13 protein-coding genes are annotated in these 16,452 nt (G+C 73.6%); 11 read left to right on the forward strand and 2 right to left on the reverse strand.

The window, feature by feature from the left end:
• Nucleotides 1-17 precede the first annotated feature (17 nt).
• Together ACFOWE_RS29770 and ACFOWE_RS29775 are read right to left on the reverse strand one after the other, a co-directional pair.
• The gene (locus tag ACFOWE_RS29770; protein WP_377293674.1) at nt 18-1,091 is read right to left on the reverse strand and encodes a baeRF2 domain-containing protein; all 1,074 of its coding nucleotides are present in this window, start codon (nt 1,089-1,091) and stop codon (nt 18-20) included.
• Nucleotides 1,088-1,531, reverse strand: coding sequence for a DUF2795 domain-containing protein (locus ACFOWE_RS29775; RefSeq protein ID WP_377293676.1), 444 nt, complete (start codon nt 1,529-1,531; stop codon nt 1,088-1,090). Before ACFOWE_RS29775 ends, ACFOWE_RS29770 begins: the two co-directional genes overlap by 4 nt.
• A gap of 238 nt (nt 1,532-1,769) precedes the next feature.
• Here ACFOWE_RS29775 and cbiE point away from each other — a divergent pair, with 238 nt between their 5' ends.
• The 11 genes from cbiE to ACFOWE_RS29830 all read left to right on the forward strand — a co-directional run bounded on the left by cbiE (nt 1,770) and on the right by ACFOWE_RS29830 (nt 16,426).
• A complete protein-coding gene (cbiE, locus tag ACFOWE_RS29780; protein ID WP_377293678.1) occupies nt 1,770-3,071 on the forward strand; it encodes a precorrin-6y C5,15-methyltransferase (decarboxylating) subunit CbiE in 1,302 nt (433 codons plus the stop codon).
• 83 nt (nt 3,072-3,154) lie between these two features.
• Nucleotides 3,155-3,991 (forward strand): sirohydrochlorin chelatase, encoded by an 837-nt coding sequence (locus ACFOWE_RS29785; protein ID WP_377293680.1) that lies wholly within the window; start codon nt 3,155-3,157, stop codon nt 3,989-3,991.
• 34 nt (nt 3,992-4,025) lie between these two features.
• Complete coding sequence (cobT, locus tag ACFOWE_RS29790) at nt 4,026-5,120, forward strand: nicotinate-nucleotide--dimethylbenzimidazole phosphoribosyltransferase (protein WP_377293682.1); 1,095 nt, start codon at nt 4,026-4,028, stop codon at nt 5,118-5,120.
• A 278-nt stretch (nt 5,121-5,398) separates the two neighbouring features.
• Nucleotides 5,399-6,631 carry a uroporphyrinogen-III C-methyltransferase gene (cobA, locus tag ACFOWE_RS29795; protein WP_377293684.1) on the forward strand — a complete coding sequence of 411 codons (1,233 nt, stop codon included), beginning with the start codon at nt 5,399-5,401 and terminating at the stop codon, nt 6,629-6,631.
• Nucleotides 6,628-9,027 (forward strand): GTPase, encoded by a 2,400-nt coding sequence (locus ACFOWE_RS29800; protein ID WP_377293686.1) that lies wholly within the window; start codon nt 6,628-6,630, stop codon nt 9,025-9,027. Before cobA ends, ACFOWE_RS29800 begins: the two co-directional genes overlap by 4 nt.
• Before the next feature lie 127 nt (nt 9,028-9,154).
• Nucleotides 9,155-10,801, forward strand: coding sequence for a YfjP family GTPase (locus ACFOWE_RS29805; protein WP_377293688.1), 1,647 nt, complete (start codon nt 9,155-9,157; stop codon nt 10,799-10,801).
• A 188-nt stretch (nt 10,802-10,989) separates the two neighbouring features.
• The gene (locus ACFOWE_RS29810; protein ID WP_377293690.1) at nt 10,990-11,655 is read left to right on the forward strand and encodes a single-stranded DNA-binding protein; all 666 of its coding nucleotides are present in this window, start codon (nt 10,990-10,992) and stop codon (nt 11,653-11,655) included.
• Nucleotides 11,656-12,039: 384 nt separating this feature from the next.
• Nucleotides 12,040-13,341 carry a GGDEF domain-containing protein gene (locus tag ACFOWE_RS29815; protein ID WP_377293692.1) on the forward strand — a complete coding sequence of 434 codons (1,302 nt, stop codon included), beginning with the start codon at nt 12,040-12,042 and terminating at the stop codon, nt 13,339-13,341.
• Between the two features lie 26 nt (nt 13,342-13,367).
• On the forward strand, nt 13,368-15,032 hold the full coding sequence (gene ettA / locus ACFOWE_RS29820) for an energy-dependent translational throttle protein EttA (protein ID WP_377293694.1): 1,665 nt from the start codon (nt 13,368-13,370) through the stop codon (nt 15,030-15,032).
• A 68-nt stretch (nt 15,033-15,100) separates the two neighbouring features.
• On the forward strand, nt 15,101-15,547 hold the full coding sequence (locus tag ACFOWE_RS29825) for an acyl-CoA thioesterase (protein WP_377293696.1): 447 nt from the start codon (nt 15,101-15,103) through the stop codon (nt 15,545-15,547).
• A gap of 51 nt (nt 15,548-15,598) precedes the next feature.
• The gene (locus tag ACFOWE_RS29830; protein WP_377293698.1) at nt 15,599-16,426 is read left to right on the forward strand and encodes an arylamine N-acetyltransferase family protein; all 828 of its coding nucleotides are present in this window, start codon (nt 15,599-15,601) and stop codon (nt 16,424-16,426) included.
• Nucleotides 16,427-16,452: the final 26 nt, after the last annotated feature.

Below are 16,452 nucleotides of genomic sequence, written 5' to 3' on the forward strand. Positions count from 1 at the left end.
GGAAGCGCCGCCGGAGCTCAGAAGCGGAGCACCGCGGCGATCTCGCCGGGAGCGTCGAGCTCGGGGACGAACCACAGCTCGGCGTCGGTCGCCGAGATCGCCCGGGCCAGCGCCGCGTCCGCGCGGTCCTGCCGCGGCTCGGCCACGCCCCACTCCTGCATCTCCTCGCGCTCCGCCGCCAGCTGGCCGCCCTCCGGGCCGATCCACACCAGGGCGTCCGAGTCCGGCCGGTCGACCATCAGCACGGTGTCCACCCGGCCCTCACGCAGGGCGCAGGCCACGGCGGACAGGCCGGAGACCGCCAGCTCCTTCGTGGAGCCCTCCTGGTAGCGCTCCAGCAGCTCCGTGCGCCGCCCCTCCAGCCAGGAGTCGATGGCGGACTCCACGTCCTGGTTGAACGGGAACGGGTCACTGCCCGTGGCCCGGCTCCCGTGGTCCACCACGACCAGCCGGTCGGAGGCCTCCTTGCCGAGCTTCTCCACCAGCAGCGGCCGGGACTGCGGATCACCCGCGACGACCACCAGCACGGCCCCGATCCGGCGGACCTCCTCGTCCACCGCCTCGGCCACCGCCCGGGCGTTGCGCGCCCAGGTCTCCTCCACGTTGTTCTCGTAGTGCCGCTGGGACCATCCGCCCTGCGCGGTCTTCTGGTGCGGCCAGTCCTGCACCTGCACCGACGTACGGCGGGGCGCGCCCGGACCGACCGTGACCACGTCCGCGCCCAGGTGGTCGATGATCACCCGCACGTGCGGCACGTTCTCACCCCGCTGGGCCAGCAGCGGCATGACGTGCGGGAGCGGGGACCAGCGCGCGGTCGCCCGTCTGGGCGGCTCGGCCAGCGCCTCGGTGTAGAGGATCTCGCCCCCGGCGGCGAACGCCGCACGGCCCGGCGCGGCCGCGTTCACGTCGGTGAACAGCTTCTCCATGACCGCCAGGGTCGGCTTGTCGGTGTCCGCCAGCTGTTCGCTGAGCGCCTTCCAGCGCAGCTCGACCTGGTCGCCGCCCTGCTCCACGGCACGGTCGGTGTCGAGGTACGCCGATGCGTACGGCCCCTCCCGCTCGTACAGGGGCCGGAGCATGTCCAGTTTCATCCCTGATCCTTCTTGTCCGTGACGGACCCGAGCTCCTCCGTGCCGTATCCGAGCGCCTGCGCGACGTCGGCCATGTTGGTGAAGGTCGCGTTCGGCAGCGACCGGACGGCGGCGATCACCGAGTCCGGCGCGCCCTGCTCCTCGGCCCGGGCCAGCAGGGTGTCGCGGTCGGCGGGGAAGACGCCGGTACCGCTGATCCACTTGGCCAGGTTGCCCCGGCGCTCCACGTCCTCGTAGGTCATCCCCTCCGGGGCGCCCGGCTCGCGGTCGGACGGCCGGGACGCGGACCGCGACAGACCGCCCTCGCCGGAAGCGGGCATGGGCTCGGGTTCCTTCCACTCCTCGGCATGCGTGGTGCCTCCGCTACGGGTCATCCCCTCGGTCTCGTGCTTCTGCTGCTCGTCCAGTCGCGAACCGTGCTTGGCACTGCCGCGTTCCATCAGGAGTCACCCCTCTCACGCTGCGGATAATCCACACCCATACCCGGCCGGTCCGGAGCAAACATGCAGGCTGCGCCGGTGCGCCGCCAGGCGCCTCCCCGGCGGGGGAGGGAGGACGCGCCTCCCCCGGGGACGCCCTCCCCGCACCGGCGAGCCCCGCCGGAGAGCCCACCGGAAAGCCGGACTGGCCTGATGGGCGCCGTGCCGTCACCCTGGAGGGCGAGGACGGTGAGCATCGATGATCACAGTTGTCGGGGTCGGCGGACGGGAGCTTCCGGCACGGGCACGGACCCGGCTGGAGGAGGCCACGCTGCTCACCGGACCCGACCGGCTCCTGGCGCGCCTGCGCCCGCTGCCGGGCCGGGCCAGGGTGGTCGGCGGCCCCCTCCGCCGGGCCGTGGACGCCCACCGGGAGTCCGGCGGCCGGCTGGTCGTGCTCGCCGAGGGCGATCCCGGGTTCTTCGGCGTGGTCGCGGAGCTGCGCGCCCGCGGCCTGGCACCCGAGGTGCTCCCCGGGCCCTCCCTCGTGACGAGGGCCTTCGCCCGGGCCGGGCTGTCCTGGGAGGACGCCCTGGTGGTGACGGGGGACCGGCTCGACCGGGTGGCGAACGCCTGCCGGGCCCACCCCAAGGTCGCCGTGCTCGTCTCCCCCGGGGTCGGCCCCGCCGAGATCGCCAGGGAACTGGCCCCCACCACCCCCCGCGCCCTGATCGTCTGCGAGGACCTCGGCGGCCCGGACGAACGGGTCGTGCACAGCCGGATGGGGGAGGCCACCACGCGGCCGTGGAAGAACCCCGACGTGGTGCTCGTCCTGGACCCGCTGCACCGCGGCCCCGCCGGGCCCGTGTGGGTGGCCGGGGCCCGGCCGGGCCCCGCCGGCTGGGCACGGGACTTCGACGGCCCCGGCGCCGGTCCCGGTGGCGGCTCCGGCGGCGCGCTGAGCCCGGAGGTCCGGGCGTTCGTGCTGGCCAGACTCGGCCCCCGCCTCGGTGACCTGGTCTGGGACATCGGCGCGGGCGGCGGGGAGGTGGCGGTGGAGTGCGCCCTGCTCGGCGCGGCCGTGATCGCGGTGGAGTCCGAGGAGGAGGCCTGCGCCAGGTTGCGCCGCAACGTCCTCGCGCACGGGGTGAAGGTCGCCCTGGCCAGGGGGCGGGCGCCCGCCGCGCTGGAGCCGCTGGCCGCCCCGGACGCCGTCCTCCTCCGCGGCGCGGACCCCGAGGTGATCGCGGCCTGCGCGGCCGCGGGGCCCCGCTCCCTGGTCTGCGCCCTCCCCGCGGCCGAAGAGGCGTTCACCGCGCTGGACGTCCTGCGCGGGCACGGCCGCCGGGCCGAGGGCGTGGAGATCCGGTCGGCCCGGCTGGTGCCCGGGAGCGGAGGAGCGCGCCGCCTCCCGGCCGCGGGACCGGTCTTCGTCGTGTACTCCGACCACCGCGACGGCGACGACCGTGACGACGGCGACGGCCACCGTGACGACGGAGAAGACCGTGACCACGGCGACCGCGGCGGCGGCCGCGATCTGGGGGAGATCACCGCTCCGTGACCTGTCCCGAGCGGGCCGTCATGGACTATCCTCGGCGATCGCCGTTGCGTATTTCCAGGTCAAGGTCATTGGAGTCCTGTTTCATGAAGCCGCCGCTGCTGCTCATCGGGCAGGGCTCGCTCGACGACGGCGCATCCGCCGAGTTCGGCCGGTTCGTCCACCGGCTCCGCTGCCGTCTCGACGGCGTCGCCGCCGACGTCTCCGGGGGGTTCGTCACCCGGGCCAGGCCGCGTCTGAGCGACTCGGTCACCTCGCTGGTCGCACGCGGTCACCACCGCCTGGTGGTGCTCCCGCTGAGCCTGGCGGGAGACCTGCGGATCGGCACCGAGGTCTCCGCGGCGATGGCCCGCGAGCAGGAGCGCCATCCGACGCTCGACTGCGACCACGGCCGCCCCCTGGGCCGCGACCCCCGCATCCTCGCGCTGCTCGCCGAACGGCTGGCGGACGCGGCCGCCGAGGTGCCCCGCCTCCGTCTCGTCCCCGCGGGAGCTCCCGCCGGCGGACCGCTCGACGACGAGCCGGAGCGGGTCGAGCCCGGCGACACCGCCGTGGTCCTGGTCGGCGACGGCTCCACCGACCCGACGGTCAACGCCGACGTGCACGGTGTCTCGCGGCTGTTCTGGGAGACGTTCGTCCCCGAGTACCTCACCGTGGAGACCGCCTTCGCCTCCGTCACCCCGCCCGGCGTCCCGGGAGGGATCGAGCGCTGCCGCCGGCTGGGGGCCCGGCGGGTGATCGTCCTGCCCTACCTGATGTTCGCCGGAGGCCTGCTGGAGAAGGTCTGGGCCCAGGCCATGGCGTACGCCGCCGGTCACCCCGAGCTGGACGTGCGCTGCGCGGAGGTCATCGGGGACTGCGACGGCCTGGCCGACGTGGTCGTCGAACGTTACGAGGAGGCGCTCGGCGCCGGCCCCCGCTGAGCTTTCCGGAGATTTTTCAGGGACACTGAGGGACATGACGACCCTCGAACAGACCCTCGCCGAGATCCGGCCCGCCGATCCGGACGCCGTCGCCGAGGCGCGCGCCCACCAGGACCGGCTGACCAAGCCCCGCGGCGCCCTGGGCGCGTTGGAGGAGGTGGCCGTACGGCTCGCCGGGATCGCCGCCGTCAGCCCGCCCCCGATCCCCGAGCCCGCCGCGCTGGCCATCTTCGCCGCCGACCACGGGGTGCACGCCCAGGGCGTGAGCCCCTGGCCGCAGGAGGTCACCCGGCAGATGGTGGCCAACTTCCTGGCCGGCGGCGCCGTGGCCAACGCCTTCGCGAACCAGGTCGGCGCCGCCGTGACGGTCGTGGACGTCGGCGTCGCCGCCGACCTGCCGCCCGCGCCGGGCCTGGTCGTCGACAAGGTCGCGTACGGCACCGCGGACCTGTCCCAGGGGCCGGCGATGACCGGGCGGCAGGCCGTGTCCGCGCTGGAGGCGGGGATCGCGGTGGCCCGCAGGCTCGTGGGCCAGGGGGCCCGCTGCCTGGTCACCGGGGACATGGGCATCGCCAACACCACCGCCTCGGCCGCGTTGATCTGCGCCTTCACCGGCCGGGACGCCGCCGAGGTGACCGGCAGGGGGACCGGGGTCGACGACGAGACCCTCACCAGGAAGGTGGAGGTCGTCCGCCGGGCGCTGCGGGTGAACGGGCTGTCCGACGGCCCTGCGGGGACGGCGGGCGGCGCCGGTCCGGAGGCGGCGCTGAGGACGCTCGCCGCGGTCGGCGGCCTGGAGCACGCCGCGATCGCCGGGTTCGTCCTGGGAGCGGCGGCGCTGCGGGTGCCGGTCATCCTGGACGGCGTGATCGCGGGATCGGCGGCCCTCGCCGCCGCGGCGCTGGCCCCGGACGCGGTGGACCACTGCGTGGCCGGGCACCGCTCGGCCGAGCCGGGCCACGCGGTGGCGCTCGCGCACCTCGGCCTGCGCCCCCTGGTCGAGCTGGAGCTGCGGCTGGGCGAGGGGACCGGCGGGCTGCTCGCGCACCCCCTGGTCTGCGCGGCGGCCCGGGTCATGCACGAGGTGGCCACCTTCGACTCGGCCGGTGTCACCGAGAAGGACGCCTGACCTTCCGCGGACCGGCTCCGGCCGGTCCGCGGAAGGGGGTCACCGGTTTTCCGCCGAAGGTCCGCAGAAGGCCTCGGCCTCCAGAGCGGGCATCGACCCGGTCTCCCTCAGGGGACGGCCGCCGCGCTGGAGCAACGGCGCGCCTACCGTCTCTTTCGGGGCGGGGAGCAGGTCAACGTTGTTAACAAGCTGGAAGCAAACGACGCACCGAGAGCCGGTAGGTTTACCTCCTAACGCACGCTGCTTCACCATTCGTCGTAAACGGGAGATCTGTCGCCATGTCGCCCTATCTGCTCGGTCTGCGTCTTTCCGGGCGGCGGGTTCTCGTCGTGGGCGGAGGCCGTGTCGCCCAGCGGCGGGTTCCGGCCCTGCTGGACGCCGGTGCTCTCGTCACCATCGTCTCGACGAGCGTCACCCACGCCCTCGACGAGCTCATCGCGGCCGGCCGCGTGACCTGGGAGGCCCGGCCGTACCAGGTGGGCGACCTGGACGGGGCCTGGCTGGTGCAGGCCTGCACCGACGACCCTGCGGTGAACGCCGCGGTGGCCGCCGAGGCCGAGGCCAAGCGCGTCTGGTGCGTGCGCGCCGACGACAAGGACGCCTCCGCCGCCTGGACCCCCGCGAGCGGGCGGGTCGGTGAGATCGGCGTGGCCGTCACCGCGGGCGGAGACCCCAGGAGGGCCGCGGGGATCAGGGATGCCGTGGTGGAGGCGCTCCGCGACGGCACGGTCGACGCCCGGCGCAGCCGTACCAAGCCGGTCGGCGTCGCGCTGGTCGGCGGAGGGCCCGGCGACCCCGGCCTGATCACGGTCCGCGGACGGCAGTTGCTCTCCCAGGCCGACGTGGTGGTGGCCGACCGGCTGGCCCCGCAGGCCCTGCTCGACGAGCTCCCGCCGGACGTCGAGCTGATCGACGCGGCGAAGATCCCCTACGGGCGCTACCTGGCCCAGGATAAGATCAACGAGCTGCTGGTGGAGCACGCCAGGCAGGGCAAGTTCGTCGTCCGCCTCAAGGGCGGAGACCCGTTCGTCTTCGGCCGGGGAGGCGAGGAGATGCTCGCCTGCGCCCGCGCCGGCATCCCGGTCACCGTCGTCCCGGGCATCACGAGCCCGGTCGCGGTGCCCGCCGCGGCGGGCGTACCGGTCACGCACCGGGGGGTCAGCCAGGAGTTCCACGTGGTCTCGGTGCACGTCCCGCCCGGCGACGCCAGGTCCACGGTCGACTGGCCGAGCCTGGCCAGGTCGGCCGGAACCCTGATCCTCATGATGGCCGTCGAACGGATCGAGGCGATCGCCGAGACGCTCGTCCGGGAAGGACGTTCGCCGGAAACTCCCGTAATGGTGGTACAGGACGGTACTCTTCCCACCCAGCGAGCTCTCCGAGCCACGCTGTCCACCGTCGCGGAGCGCGTGACCGCGGCGGGGGTCCGGCCACCGGCGATCGTGATCGTCGGCGACGTCGTGAAAGTCGGCCAGGAGGTCGAGATGGTTCGAGCGGAGCGGGTTCCGTGAAATCGGCTGCCAACAAGCCCACGTCCTCGCCCGAGGACGTTCACCGGCGCGACGACGCCGGCGGTGAGGCGGCCGGGGCCCCGGAGGACGCCGAGTCCCCCGGCGAGCGGACGCTGACCTTCCAGGCCATCGGCCTCGACGCCGACGAGACGGCCGGCGCCGCCGTCGCGCCCGAGCAGGGGGCCGGGAGCGGCTCCGCCGAGGACTCCACCGAGGACTCCGCCGAGGACGACGGGGACGCCGAGGACGACGGGGACGACGGGGAGCCGGCCGGCGCCGGGGACGAGAGCACCGGGGCCGAGGCCTCGGGGGATGAGAGCAAGAGCCCCGGGGGTGAGGCCCCGGGGGGTGAGAACTCCGAGGCCGGGCCCTCGGAGGACGAGGCCTCCGCAGAGCCGGCGGCCGTGGCGGACGCCGGCGGGGAACTCCCTGGGACGGACGCCTCAGAGGACGGTCCCGGTCTTTCATGGGCCACGGCGGACGGTGCCGCGGCCGGAGACGTGGACGGCGCGGGCGGGGACGACCCCGCGGCCGCGGAGAGCGAAGAGGACGGAGAGGACGGAGAGGACGTCCCGGTCGTCGCCGCGGACGGCGGGCTCGCGGACGGCGAGGAGTCCGAGGAGCGAGGAGAGGGCGGACAGCCGCAGGGAGACGAGGCGGGCGCCGTCTCCCGGAACGGGGCGGCCGCGCCGGGGGAGCGGACCCGGGAGGCGGAGCTGCCCCCGGAGGCCTCCGAGGCGCTGACCGGCGCACTGGCGGCGCTTCGGGAGAGCGTCACCGACCTCGCCTTCGGTCTCGACCTGCCCGGAGCGGAGGAGGCCAGGCGGGCCAGGGACGAGCTCCTGACGCAGCTCGACGACTACGTGATCCCCCGGATCGGCGTCAGCACCGCGCCGGCGCTCATCGTCATCGCGGGATCGACCGGGGCGGGCAAGTCGACCCTCCTCAACACCCTGGCGGGCGCCGACGTCAGCGCCACCGGCGTCCGGCGGCCGACCACCGGCGTCCCGGTCCTCGCCTGCCACCCCGACGACCACGGGTGGTTCGCCGAGGGCGGCCCGCTCGGCGCCCTGGAACGACGGGACGCCGCCGACCCCGGGACCGGGACGGACGGGATCGTGCTGGTCTCCACCGAGCGCCTGCCCCCGGGCGTGGCGTTGCTCGACACCCCCGACATCGACTCGGTCGTGGAGACGCACCACGAGATCGCCCACCGCATGCTCGACGCGGCCGACCTGTGGATCTTCGTCACCACCGCCGCCCGCTACGCCGACGCCCCGGCCTGGAAGCTCCTCCGGCTGGCCAAGGAGCGCGGCGCCCGGCTGGCGATCGTGCTCTCCCGGGTCCCGCCCAGGTCGCGCGAGGTGGTCGCGAAGCACTTCGTGCGCATGCTCACCGAGTACGGCCTCGGCCAGGTCGACCGCTTCGTCATCAACGAGAGCAAGGCCGTCGGCGGGATGCTCCCCGACCACGAGGTCACCGAGCTCAGGCTCTGGCTGACCGAGTTCTCGGTGGACGAGCGGCGGCGGGTGCAGGCCGTACGGGAGACCATGACCGGGGTGCTCGACAGCTTCCGGAACCGGGTCCCCGCCCTGATCAAGCAGCTGGAGGCCCAGCTGGCCGTGCGGACCGAGCTCCGCGGCGACCTGGACGCCGCGTACGGCGGAGCGCTGGCCGAGCTCGACGAGGCCACCAGGAACGGCTCGCTGCTGCGCGGCGAGGTCATGGCCAGGTGGCAGGATTTCACCGGCTCGGGCGACCTGATGCGCACCCTGCGCCTGCGCAGGCCCGGCAGGTTCGCCGGGAAGGCGAGCCACCAGGGGCCCGAGCGGCTCAGCGCCCTGAAGGCCGCGCTCAGGACCGGACTGGAGTCGGTCGTCGTCTCCGCGGCCCAGCGCGCCGCGGAGGAGACCGTCTCGCGCTGGCGGCACCGCTCCGCCGCGGGCCAGGCCCTGGCCGCCTCCCCGGGCCTCGGCCGCCCCTCCGAGGAGTTCGCGCGCCGGGCCGGCCGTACCGTGGCGGCCTGGCAGGAGCACCTCGTCGAGCTGATCCGCACCGAGGGCGTGACCAAGCGGTCGGTGGCCAGGCTGGTCTCGTTCGACGCCGAGTCCCTGGCGATGATCTTCGCGATCGGCCTGTTCGGCTACGGCACCGCCGAGGTCGAGGTCGCGGGCAAGAGCGCGCTGCCGCAGCGGCTGCTGCACGCGCTGCTCGGCGCGGAGTCCCTGCGCAACATCAGCGCCAAGGCCCGCAGCGACCTGCGTGCCCGGATCGGGGCGCTGTTCGACGACGAGATCTCGCGCTACACGCAGGTCCTCGACGGGGCCGGCGTCCCCGACGAGTCCGCGGCCACCCGCCTCTACCAGGCCATGTACAACCTTGAGGTCGCCCGATGAGGAGCGAGCCCCGCGTGGCGGGCGCAGGGAGCGCCGTGCCCGCGCCAGGAACGGTGGACGGCCCGGCCCGGGACGCCGTCCCGCCGGCGCCGCGGGCCGCGCGTCGAACGAGGAGCACTGAGCGACGATGAGCAGCACCATCGGCACGACCCCGGCCCGGCAGGGTCTCGGCGGCCGTCTCGCCGCGGTGGCCCGGATCGTGGAGCTGGGATCGGGCCGGATCGATCCGAAGACCCTCACGGAGGCGGGCCAGCTGCTGCTGCGCGCAGGCGACCGTCTCAAGCTCTCCTCCGAGCACACGGTGGTCGCCCTCGCCGGAGGCACGGGCAGCGGCAAGTCCTCGCTGTTCAACGCGGTCTCCGGCCTGGAGCTGTCGCCCACCGGCGTACGCCGCCCCACCACGGCGCGCACCCACGCCTGCGTCTGGGGCCTGGACGGCGCCGGGCCGCTGCTCGACTGGCTGCAGATCCAGTGGCGGCACCGCTTCGCCCGGGCCAGCGCGCTCGACAAGGGGGAGAGCGGGCTGCACGGGCTGATCCTGCTCGACCTGCCGGACCACGACTCCATCCGGGCGCTCACCGACCACGAGGCCGACCGGCTGATCCAGGTCGCCGATCTCGTGGTCTGGGTGCTCGACCCGCAGAAGTACGCCGACGCCTCCACCCACCGCCGCTACGTGACCGAGCTGGCCGGGCACGACGCGGTGACGGTCTTCGTGCTCAACCAGGCCGACCGGCTGAGCCCCGAGGAGCTCTCCGAGTGCGTCGCGGACCTGGGAGACCTGCTCCGCCGCGAGGGTGTCGAGAGCCCCGTCATCGTGCCGACGTCCGCGACCACCGGCCGGGGCGTCGGCGACCTGCGGGCCGTGCTCGCCGACACCGTGGCCAGGCGCCGGGCGGCCATCCAGCGGCTGGAGGCCGACCTCGAGCGGCTGGTCGGGCGCCTGACGGAGGCCATGCCGCCCGAGGAGGTCCCGCCGGGCGCCGTCTCCGTCGACGACGCCCGCAGGATCGGCCTGACCGACGCGCTCTGCGACGCGGTCGGCGTCCCGGCCGTCGGCGAGGCGATGGAGAACGTGTACGGCGTGCGGTCGGCCGAGTGGGTCGGCTGGCCGTACGCCCGCTGGGCCGCCAGGCTCCGCCCCGACCCGCTCGCCAGCCTGCGCCTGAACGACCTCAAGGACGAGATCCGCGGTCTGACCGGCGGTTCGGTGAGCGCGCAGCCGGCGGAGGTGGACAACGCGGTCCAGGCCCTGTCCGACGGGCTCACCGCGGGCATGCACGAGTCCTGGCGGGAGGCGGTGCGGGACGCCGCGCGCTCCCGCTCGGCCCAGCTGCCGCAGGTGCTGTCCGAGGAGCTGACGGAGGTCGCGCCCCGCCTGGACCGGGTCCCGGCCTCGTGGCGGCTGCTGCGAGTCTGGCAGTACCTGCTGGTCGTGCTCTTCGTCGCGGGTGTCGCCTGGGTCGGCACGGCCCTGCTGTACGGGGTGTTCGAGGTGGGCGAGATCCCCGGCGGCCTGGAGGCCTTCGGGGACGCGGCCTCGCTGCCCTGGGTCGGGCTGATGATGCTCTCGGTGCTCGGGCTGGGCCTGCTCACGGCGGTGGCCAGCCGCAACATCGTCGTGCTGGGCGCGGCGGCCGAGCGTGAGCGGCTGGAGCGCGAGATGCGCCGCAGGGTCACGGCGGTGGCGGAGAGCATGGTGATCGAGCCGGTGGAGCGCGAGCTGGCCCGCTGCAACGAGTTCTACGCGGCGCTGCGCGCCGTGCGGGGCTGACGGGGACTTCCGCCCGGGACGGCCGGAGGCGGCCTGTCCCTTCCCGGCTCCTCCGGCGGCCGTCCACAGGCCGCCGGGAAGCCGCCCGGCCGTCCACAGAGCAGGGTTCGCTGACTCCCGCCGGAGGCGGCGCGGGCCACTGTGTCTCTCACACCGCGGGCAGCCCGCCCGCTCTCATGGGAGGCACGATGAACGACATCTACGTCACGCTGACCGGGAACGTGGCGGCCCCGCCGCGCCAGCACACCTTCCCCGACGGGTCGCGGGTCACCTCGCTCAAGGTGGCGTCGACCGGCCGTTACTTCGACCGCGAGAACCAGCAGTGGCGCAACGGGGAGACGACCTACTTCGGGGTGCGGTGCTTTCGGGGGCTCGCCGACAACGTCGCCCAGTCGGTCCGGGTGGGGCAGCCGGTCGTCGTCCAGGGGAGGCTGCGCATCCGGGAGTTCGTCCACGAGGGGGAGCGCCGGTTCATGGCGGAGGTGGAGGCGGGCGCGCTCGGGCACGACCTCCGCTGGGGGCTGGGGAGCTTCAGCAAACCGCAGCGGGCCGGGAGCGCTCCGCTGCTGGGCGAGGAGGAGCGCAGCGAGCTCGACCGCGAGACGCTCGACTGGTCGCTGGGGGGTGCGGCCTCCGCGGAGGCGACCGCGGCGGGCACCGTGCGGGGCGGTGCGGAGAGCGACGCCGCCCAGGCGGGCACCGGGGCCGCCGAGAGCATCGGGGGCATCGAGGACGCCGGGGCCGCCGAGGGCGGGGACGGGACGGCGGACCTCGAGGGAGAGGACGTCGGGACGCCCGCCCCGGGGACGAAGGGCGGCAGGTCATGGCGGGCCGGGATGCGGATGGCGGCCTGACGGCGGGGCACCGCCCCTGAGCCGACCCGGACACGCGTCACCGGAGGTCCCGGACACGGGTCGCGGGGTGGGGAGAGGGGGCACCGGCCGGACGCGGTCGGTGCCTCACCCGCGAGCGGGAGGGGAACCGGGGAGACGGCCGATGGTCGTGGTTCGTCTCAGACGCCGAGGCACCTGTCAGGGACGCCGAGGCACCTGTCAGGTCCAGGTCACGCCCCGCAGCATGGCTGCTCCTTTCCCACATGGTCCGGTAGCGGAGAGAGCGATATCCGTCGCGAGCCACCCGATATGTCAGCTCGCTCCGTCAAAGGTAGCGGTTCCCGTCGCGCGGCGCACACTCCGCAATTATTGTGTTACACATCGTTAGCCAAAGAGGGGGACTGCATGGTGGCGCCCAGTCATACCTCGGTCAAGCCGCGCGACGGCGTGACGACCTTGGCCGGTCGGTGGCCCCTGCTGGGGCAGCGCCGCCCGCTGGTCGTCTACCTCTGCGGGGTCGTGGCGCTGGCTGTGGCCGCGATCGCATTCTCCGCCACGGCCAGCGTCTTCCGCTGGTCCGACACGCTGGCCTTCGCCGCCCTGATGGCGTGCGGGGCGGTCTGCATCGAGGCGACCCGCAGGCTCGGCATGCCCGCGGGCGTCGCCCGCGACCTGCTCTCCGCCTGGTGGCTGCCCGTCGCGCTGCTCCTGCCCCCGGTCTACGCGCTGCTGGCCCCGATCCCGCTCCAGATCCTGCTGCAGAAGCGGGTGCGGGAGACGGTCGTCTACCGGAGGGTGTTCAGTTCGGCCGCGATCGGGCTCTCCGGGTGCGCGGCCTCGGCGCTGTTCCATCTGGGCGTCGGCGACCCGGCCGAGCTGAGCACCGGCCGGGCGTGGCCGATCGCCGTCGCGATCGGCGCCGCCGTGCTGTTCACCGTCCTCAACACCGCTCTGATCGCGGTCGCCGCCCACATGGCCAACCCCGACAGCGGCTGGCGCGAGGTGCTCTGGGACCGGGAGAGCCTGACGCTCGACGTGGTCGAGCTCTGCCTCGGCGTCATCGTGGCCATCACCTGCGGGATCAGCCTGGCGCTGCTGGTGCTGGCGCTGCCGCCGGTGGTGCTGCTCCAGCGGAGCCTGCTGCACGCGCAACTCCAGGCGGCGGCCCGCACCGACGCGAAGACCGGCCTGCTCAACGCCGCAGCCTGGCAGCGCGAGGCGGACACCGAGATCGTCAGGGCCCGCCGCACCGGCGACCCCCTCGCACTCCTGATCATCGACATCGACCACTTCAAGCGGGTCAACGACACCTACGGTCACCTGATCGGCGACCAGGTCCTCGTCGGGGTGGCCTCGACGCTCCGCAGCCAGCTCCGCGACTACGACGTCGTGGGCCGATTCGGCGGGGAGGAGTTCGTCGTCCTGCTCCCCGGAGCCGACGTGACCGAGGCCCGGCGGGTCGCCGAGCGGCTGCGCTCCCGCATCGGGCGGATGGCGATCCCGGTCGACGGTGAGATGATCAGTGTGACGATCTCCGCCGGCATCGCGGTCATGACCGTGCACGGCAACGACCTGATCGAACTGCTCGCCGTGGCCGACCTGGCCCTCTACCACGCCAAGGAGCTCGGCCGGGACCGGGTCTACCTCCCGGCCGCCTCCGTTCCCCCCACCGCTCCGCCGTCCGGGCAGGAGGCCGCCCCTAGCTGAGGTCCGCAGGCCCTAAGCTAGAAGGCATGCCGGAGTACATCTACACACTGCAGCGCGTGCGCAAGGCGCATGGCGACAAGGTTGTCCTCGACGACGTGACGCTGTCGTTCCTGCCGGGCGCGAAGATCGGTGTCCTGGGCCCCAACGGCACCGGTAAGTCGACGCTGCTGCGGATGATGGCAGGCCTGGAGCAGCCGTCCAACGGCGAGGCCCGGCTCATGCCCGGCTTCACCGTCGGCATGCTCCAGCAGGAGCCCCCGCTCAACGAATCCAAGACCGTGCTCGGCAACGTCGAGGAGGGCGTCGCCGAGACCAAGGCCATGCTCGACCGATTCAACGAGATCGCCGAGCTGATGGCCACCGACTACAGCGACGAGCTGCTCGCGGAGATGGGCAAGCTCCAGGACGCCCTGGACCACCGCAACGGCTGGGACCTCGACAGCCAGCTCGAGCAGGCGATGGACGCGCTCCGCTGCCCGCCGCCGGACGCCGACGTCAGCAAGCTCTCCGGTGGCGAGCGCCGCCGGGTCGCGCTCTGCAAGCTCCTGCTGGAGCAGCCCGACCTGCTCCTGCTCGACGAGCCCACCAACCACCTGGACGCCGAGAGCGTCAACTGGCTGGAGTCGCACCTGGAGAAGTACCCCGGGACCGTCCTGGCCGTCACCCACGACCGCTACTTCCTGGACAACGTGGCGACCTGGATCCTGGAGCTCGACCGCGGCCGCTGCTACCCCTACGAGGGCAACTACTCCACCTACCTGGAGTCCAAGGCCTCCCGGCTGAAGGTCGAGGGCCAGAAGGACGCCAAGCGCCGCAAGCGCCTGGAGGAGGAGCTGCAGTGGGTGCGCTCCAACCCCAAGGCCCGCCAGGCCAAGAGCAAGGCCCGTCTGCAGCGCTACGAGGAGATGGCGGCCGAGGCGGACAAGCACCGCAAGCTGGACTTCGAGGAGATCCAGATCCCGCCGGGCCCCCGCCTGGGCACCACGGTCATCCGCGCCGAGAAGCTCACCAAGGGCTTCGGCGACCGGCTGCTGATGGACGACCTCTCCTTCGACCTGCCGCGCAACGGCATCGTCGGCGTGATCGGCCCGAACGGCGTCGGCAAGACCACGCTCTTCCGGATGATCACCGGTGGCGAGACGCCGGACAGCGGAGAGATCGTCGTCGGCGAGACGGTCAAGATCTCCTACGCCGACCAGAGCCGGGGCGGCATCGACCCGGGCAAGAACGTCTGGGAGGTCGTCTCCGACGGCCTCGACCACATCAAGGTCGGCAACGTCGAGATGCCGTCCCGCGCCTACATCGCGGCGTTCGGCTTCAAAGGCCCGGACCAGCAGAAGAAGGCCGGGGTGCTCTCCGGCGGCGAGCGCAACCGCCTCAACCTCGCGCTCACCCTCAAGCAGGGCGGCAACGTCCTCCTGCTCGACGAGCCCACCAACGACCTCGACACCGAGACGCTCTCCAGCCTGGAGAACGCGCTGCTCGACTTTCCCGGCTGCGCGGTCATCACCTCGCACGACCGGTGGTTCCTCGACCGCATCGCGACCCACATCCTGGCCTGGGAAGAGGGCTCGAACTGGTTCTGGTTCGAGGGCAATTTCGCCGACTACGAGAAGAACAAGATCGAGCGGCTGGGCGCCGAGGCCGCCCGCCCGCACCGGGTGACCTACCGCAAGCTCACCCGCGACTGAACCGCTCCGCACACGCTCCCCGGACCCCGCCGCAGGGCGGCGGCCCGGGGAGCGCTACGGTTCTCGGTGTGCTCGGACAGACCACCAGCGAGACCGACCGCGGCCGGCGGTACGTCTTCCCCCGGCCCGTCAGGTTCGCCGACATCGACGTGCTGGGCCACGTCAACAACGTGCGTTTCTTCGACTACCTCGAGGACGCCCGGATCGGGCTGTTCCACCTCACCCCCCACCGGGAGGGCATCGCCGCCCCGTTCCAGGGGCTCGTCGTCGCACGCCACGAGATCGACTACCGCAGGCCCCTGATGTTCCGGCCGGACCCGGTCCAGGTGGAGATCTGGGTCAGCGAGATCCGCCCGGTGCGCTTCACGCTCGGCTACGAGGTCCGCGACGACGAGCAGGTCTTCGTCCAGGCCCGCTCGGTCATGGTCGCCTACGACGTGGCGAAGGCGGCCGCCCGCAGGCTGAGCGAGGACGAGGTCGCCTATCTGCGCCGGTTCCTCGTCGAGGGCCGGTAGGACCCGGACACCGGGTCGCGACGGGATCGCCCGGGCGACCATGATGGGGGCATGACGGACAACACCCCCGCCTCTGACACCCCCGCCTCCGAGTGGGGGGCCGGGCTCCTCGACCTGGACGCCTACCTCCGGCGGATCGGCCGCCCGGTCCCCGCCGCCCCCACCGTGGAGAGCCTGCGCGAGCTGCACCGCGCCCATGTGACGGCGATCCCCTTCGAGAACCTCGACGTGCTCCTGGACCGGGGTGTACGGCTCGACATCGGCAGCATCCAGGCGAAGCTGGTGGAGAGCCGGCGCGGAGGCTACTGCTACGAGCACAACCTGCTCTTCGCGGCGGTGCTGGAGCGGCTCGGATACCGGGTGACCCGGCTGCTGGCCAGGGTCGGGCCGCTCGGCGAGCGCAGGCGGCCGCGCACCCACGCCATGCTGCTGGCCGAGGCCGGCGGCACGCGTCATCTGGTCGACGTCGGGTTCGGCGGGGAGGGGCTGCTGGAGCCGCTGCCGTTCGCCGACGGCGCGGTCTCCCAGGTGGGGCCGTGGAGCTGGCGGCTCGGCAGGGCCGGCGACGAGTGGGTGCTGAGCACCCTCAGGCCGGACGGCTGGGCCGAGCTGTACGCCTTCCGGCTGGAGGTGCACCACCCCGTGGACTTCGAGGTGTCCAACCACTACACCTCCACCGCCCCCGCCTCCCCGTTCGTCCGGCACGTGATCGTCCAGCGGACGACCCCCGGCGAGCGCCACCGGCTGCAGGGCCTCGAACTCGACGGGAACGAGCTGAAGCCCGGGGAGCTGCACGCCGTACTGGAGGAGGTCTTCGGCATCGGGCTGGGCCCGGAGGAGGCCGAGACCCTGGTCAGGCACGTCACGTCCGCGAACTGACCGGGGCCTGCGACCCTCCCGGCGGC

Origin of the sequence: Planomonospora corallina (genome assembly GCF_042650625.1) — a bacterium.
GTDB lineage: Bacteria > Actinomycetota > Actinomycetes > Streptosporangiales > Streptosporangiaceae > Planomonospora_B > Planomonospora_B corallina.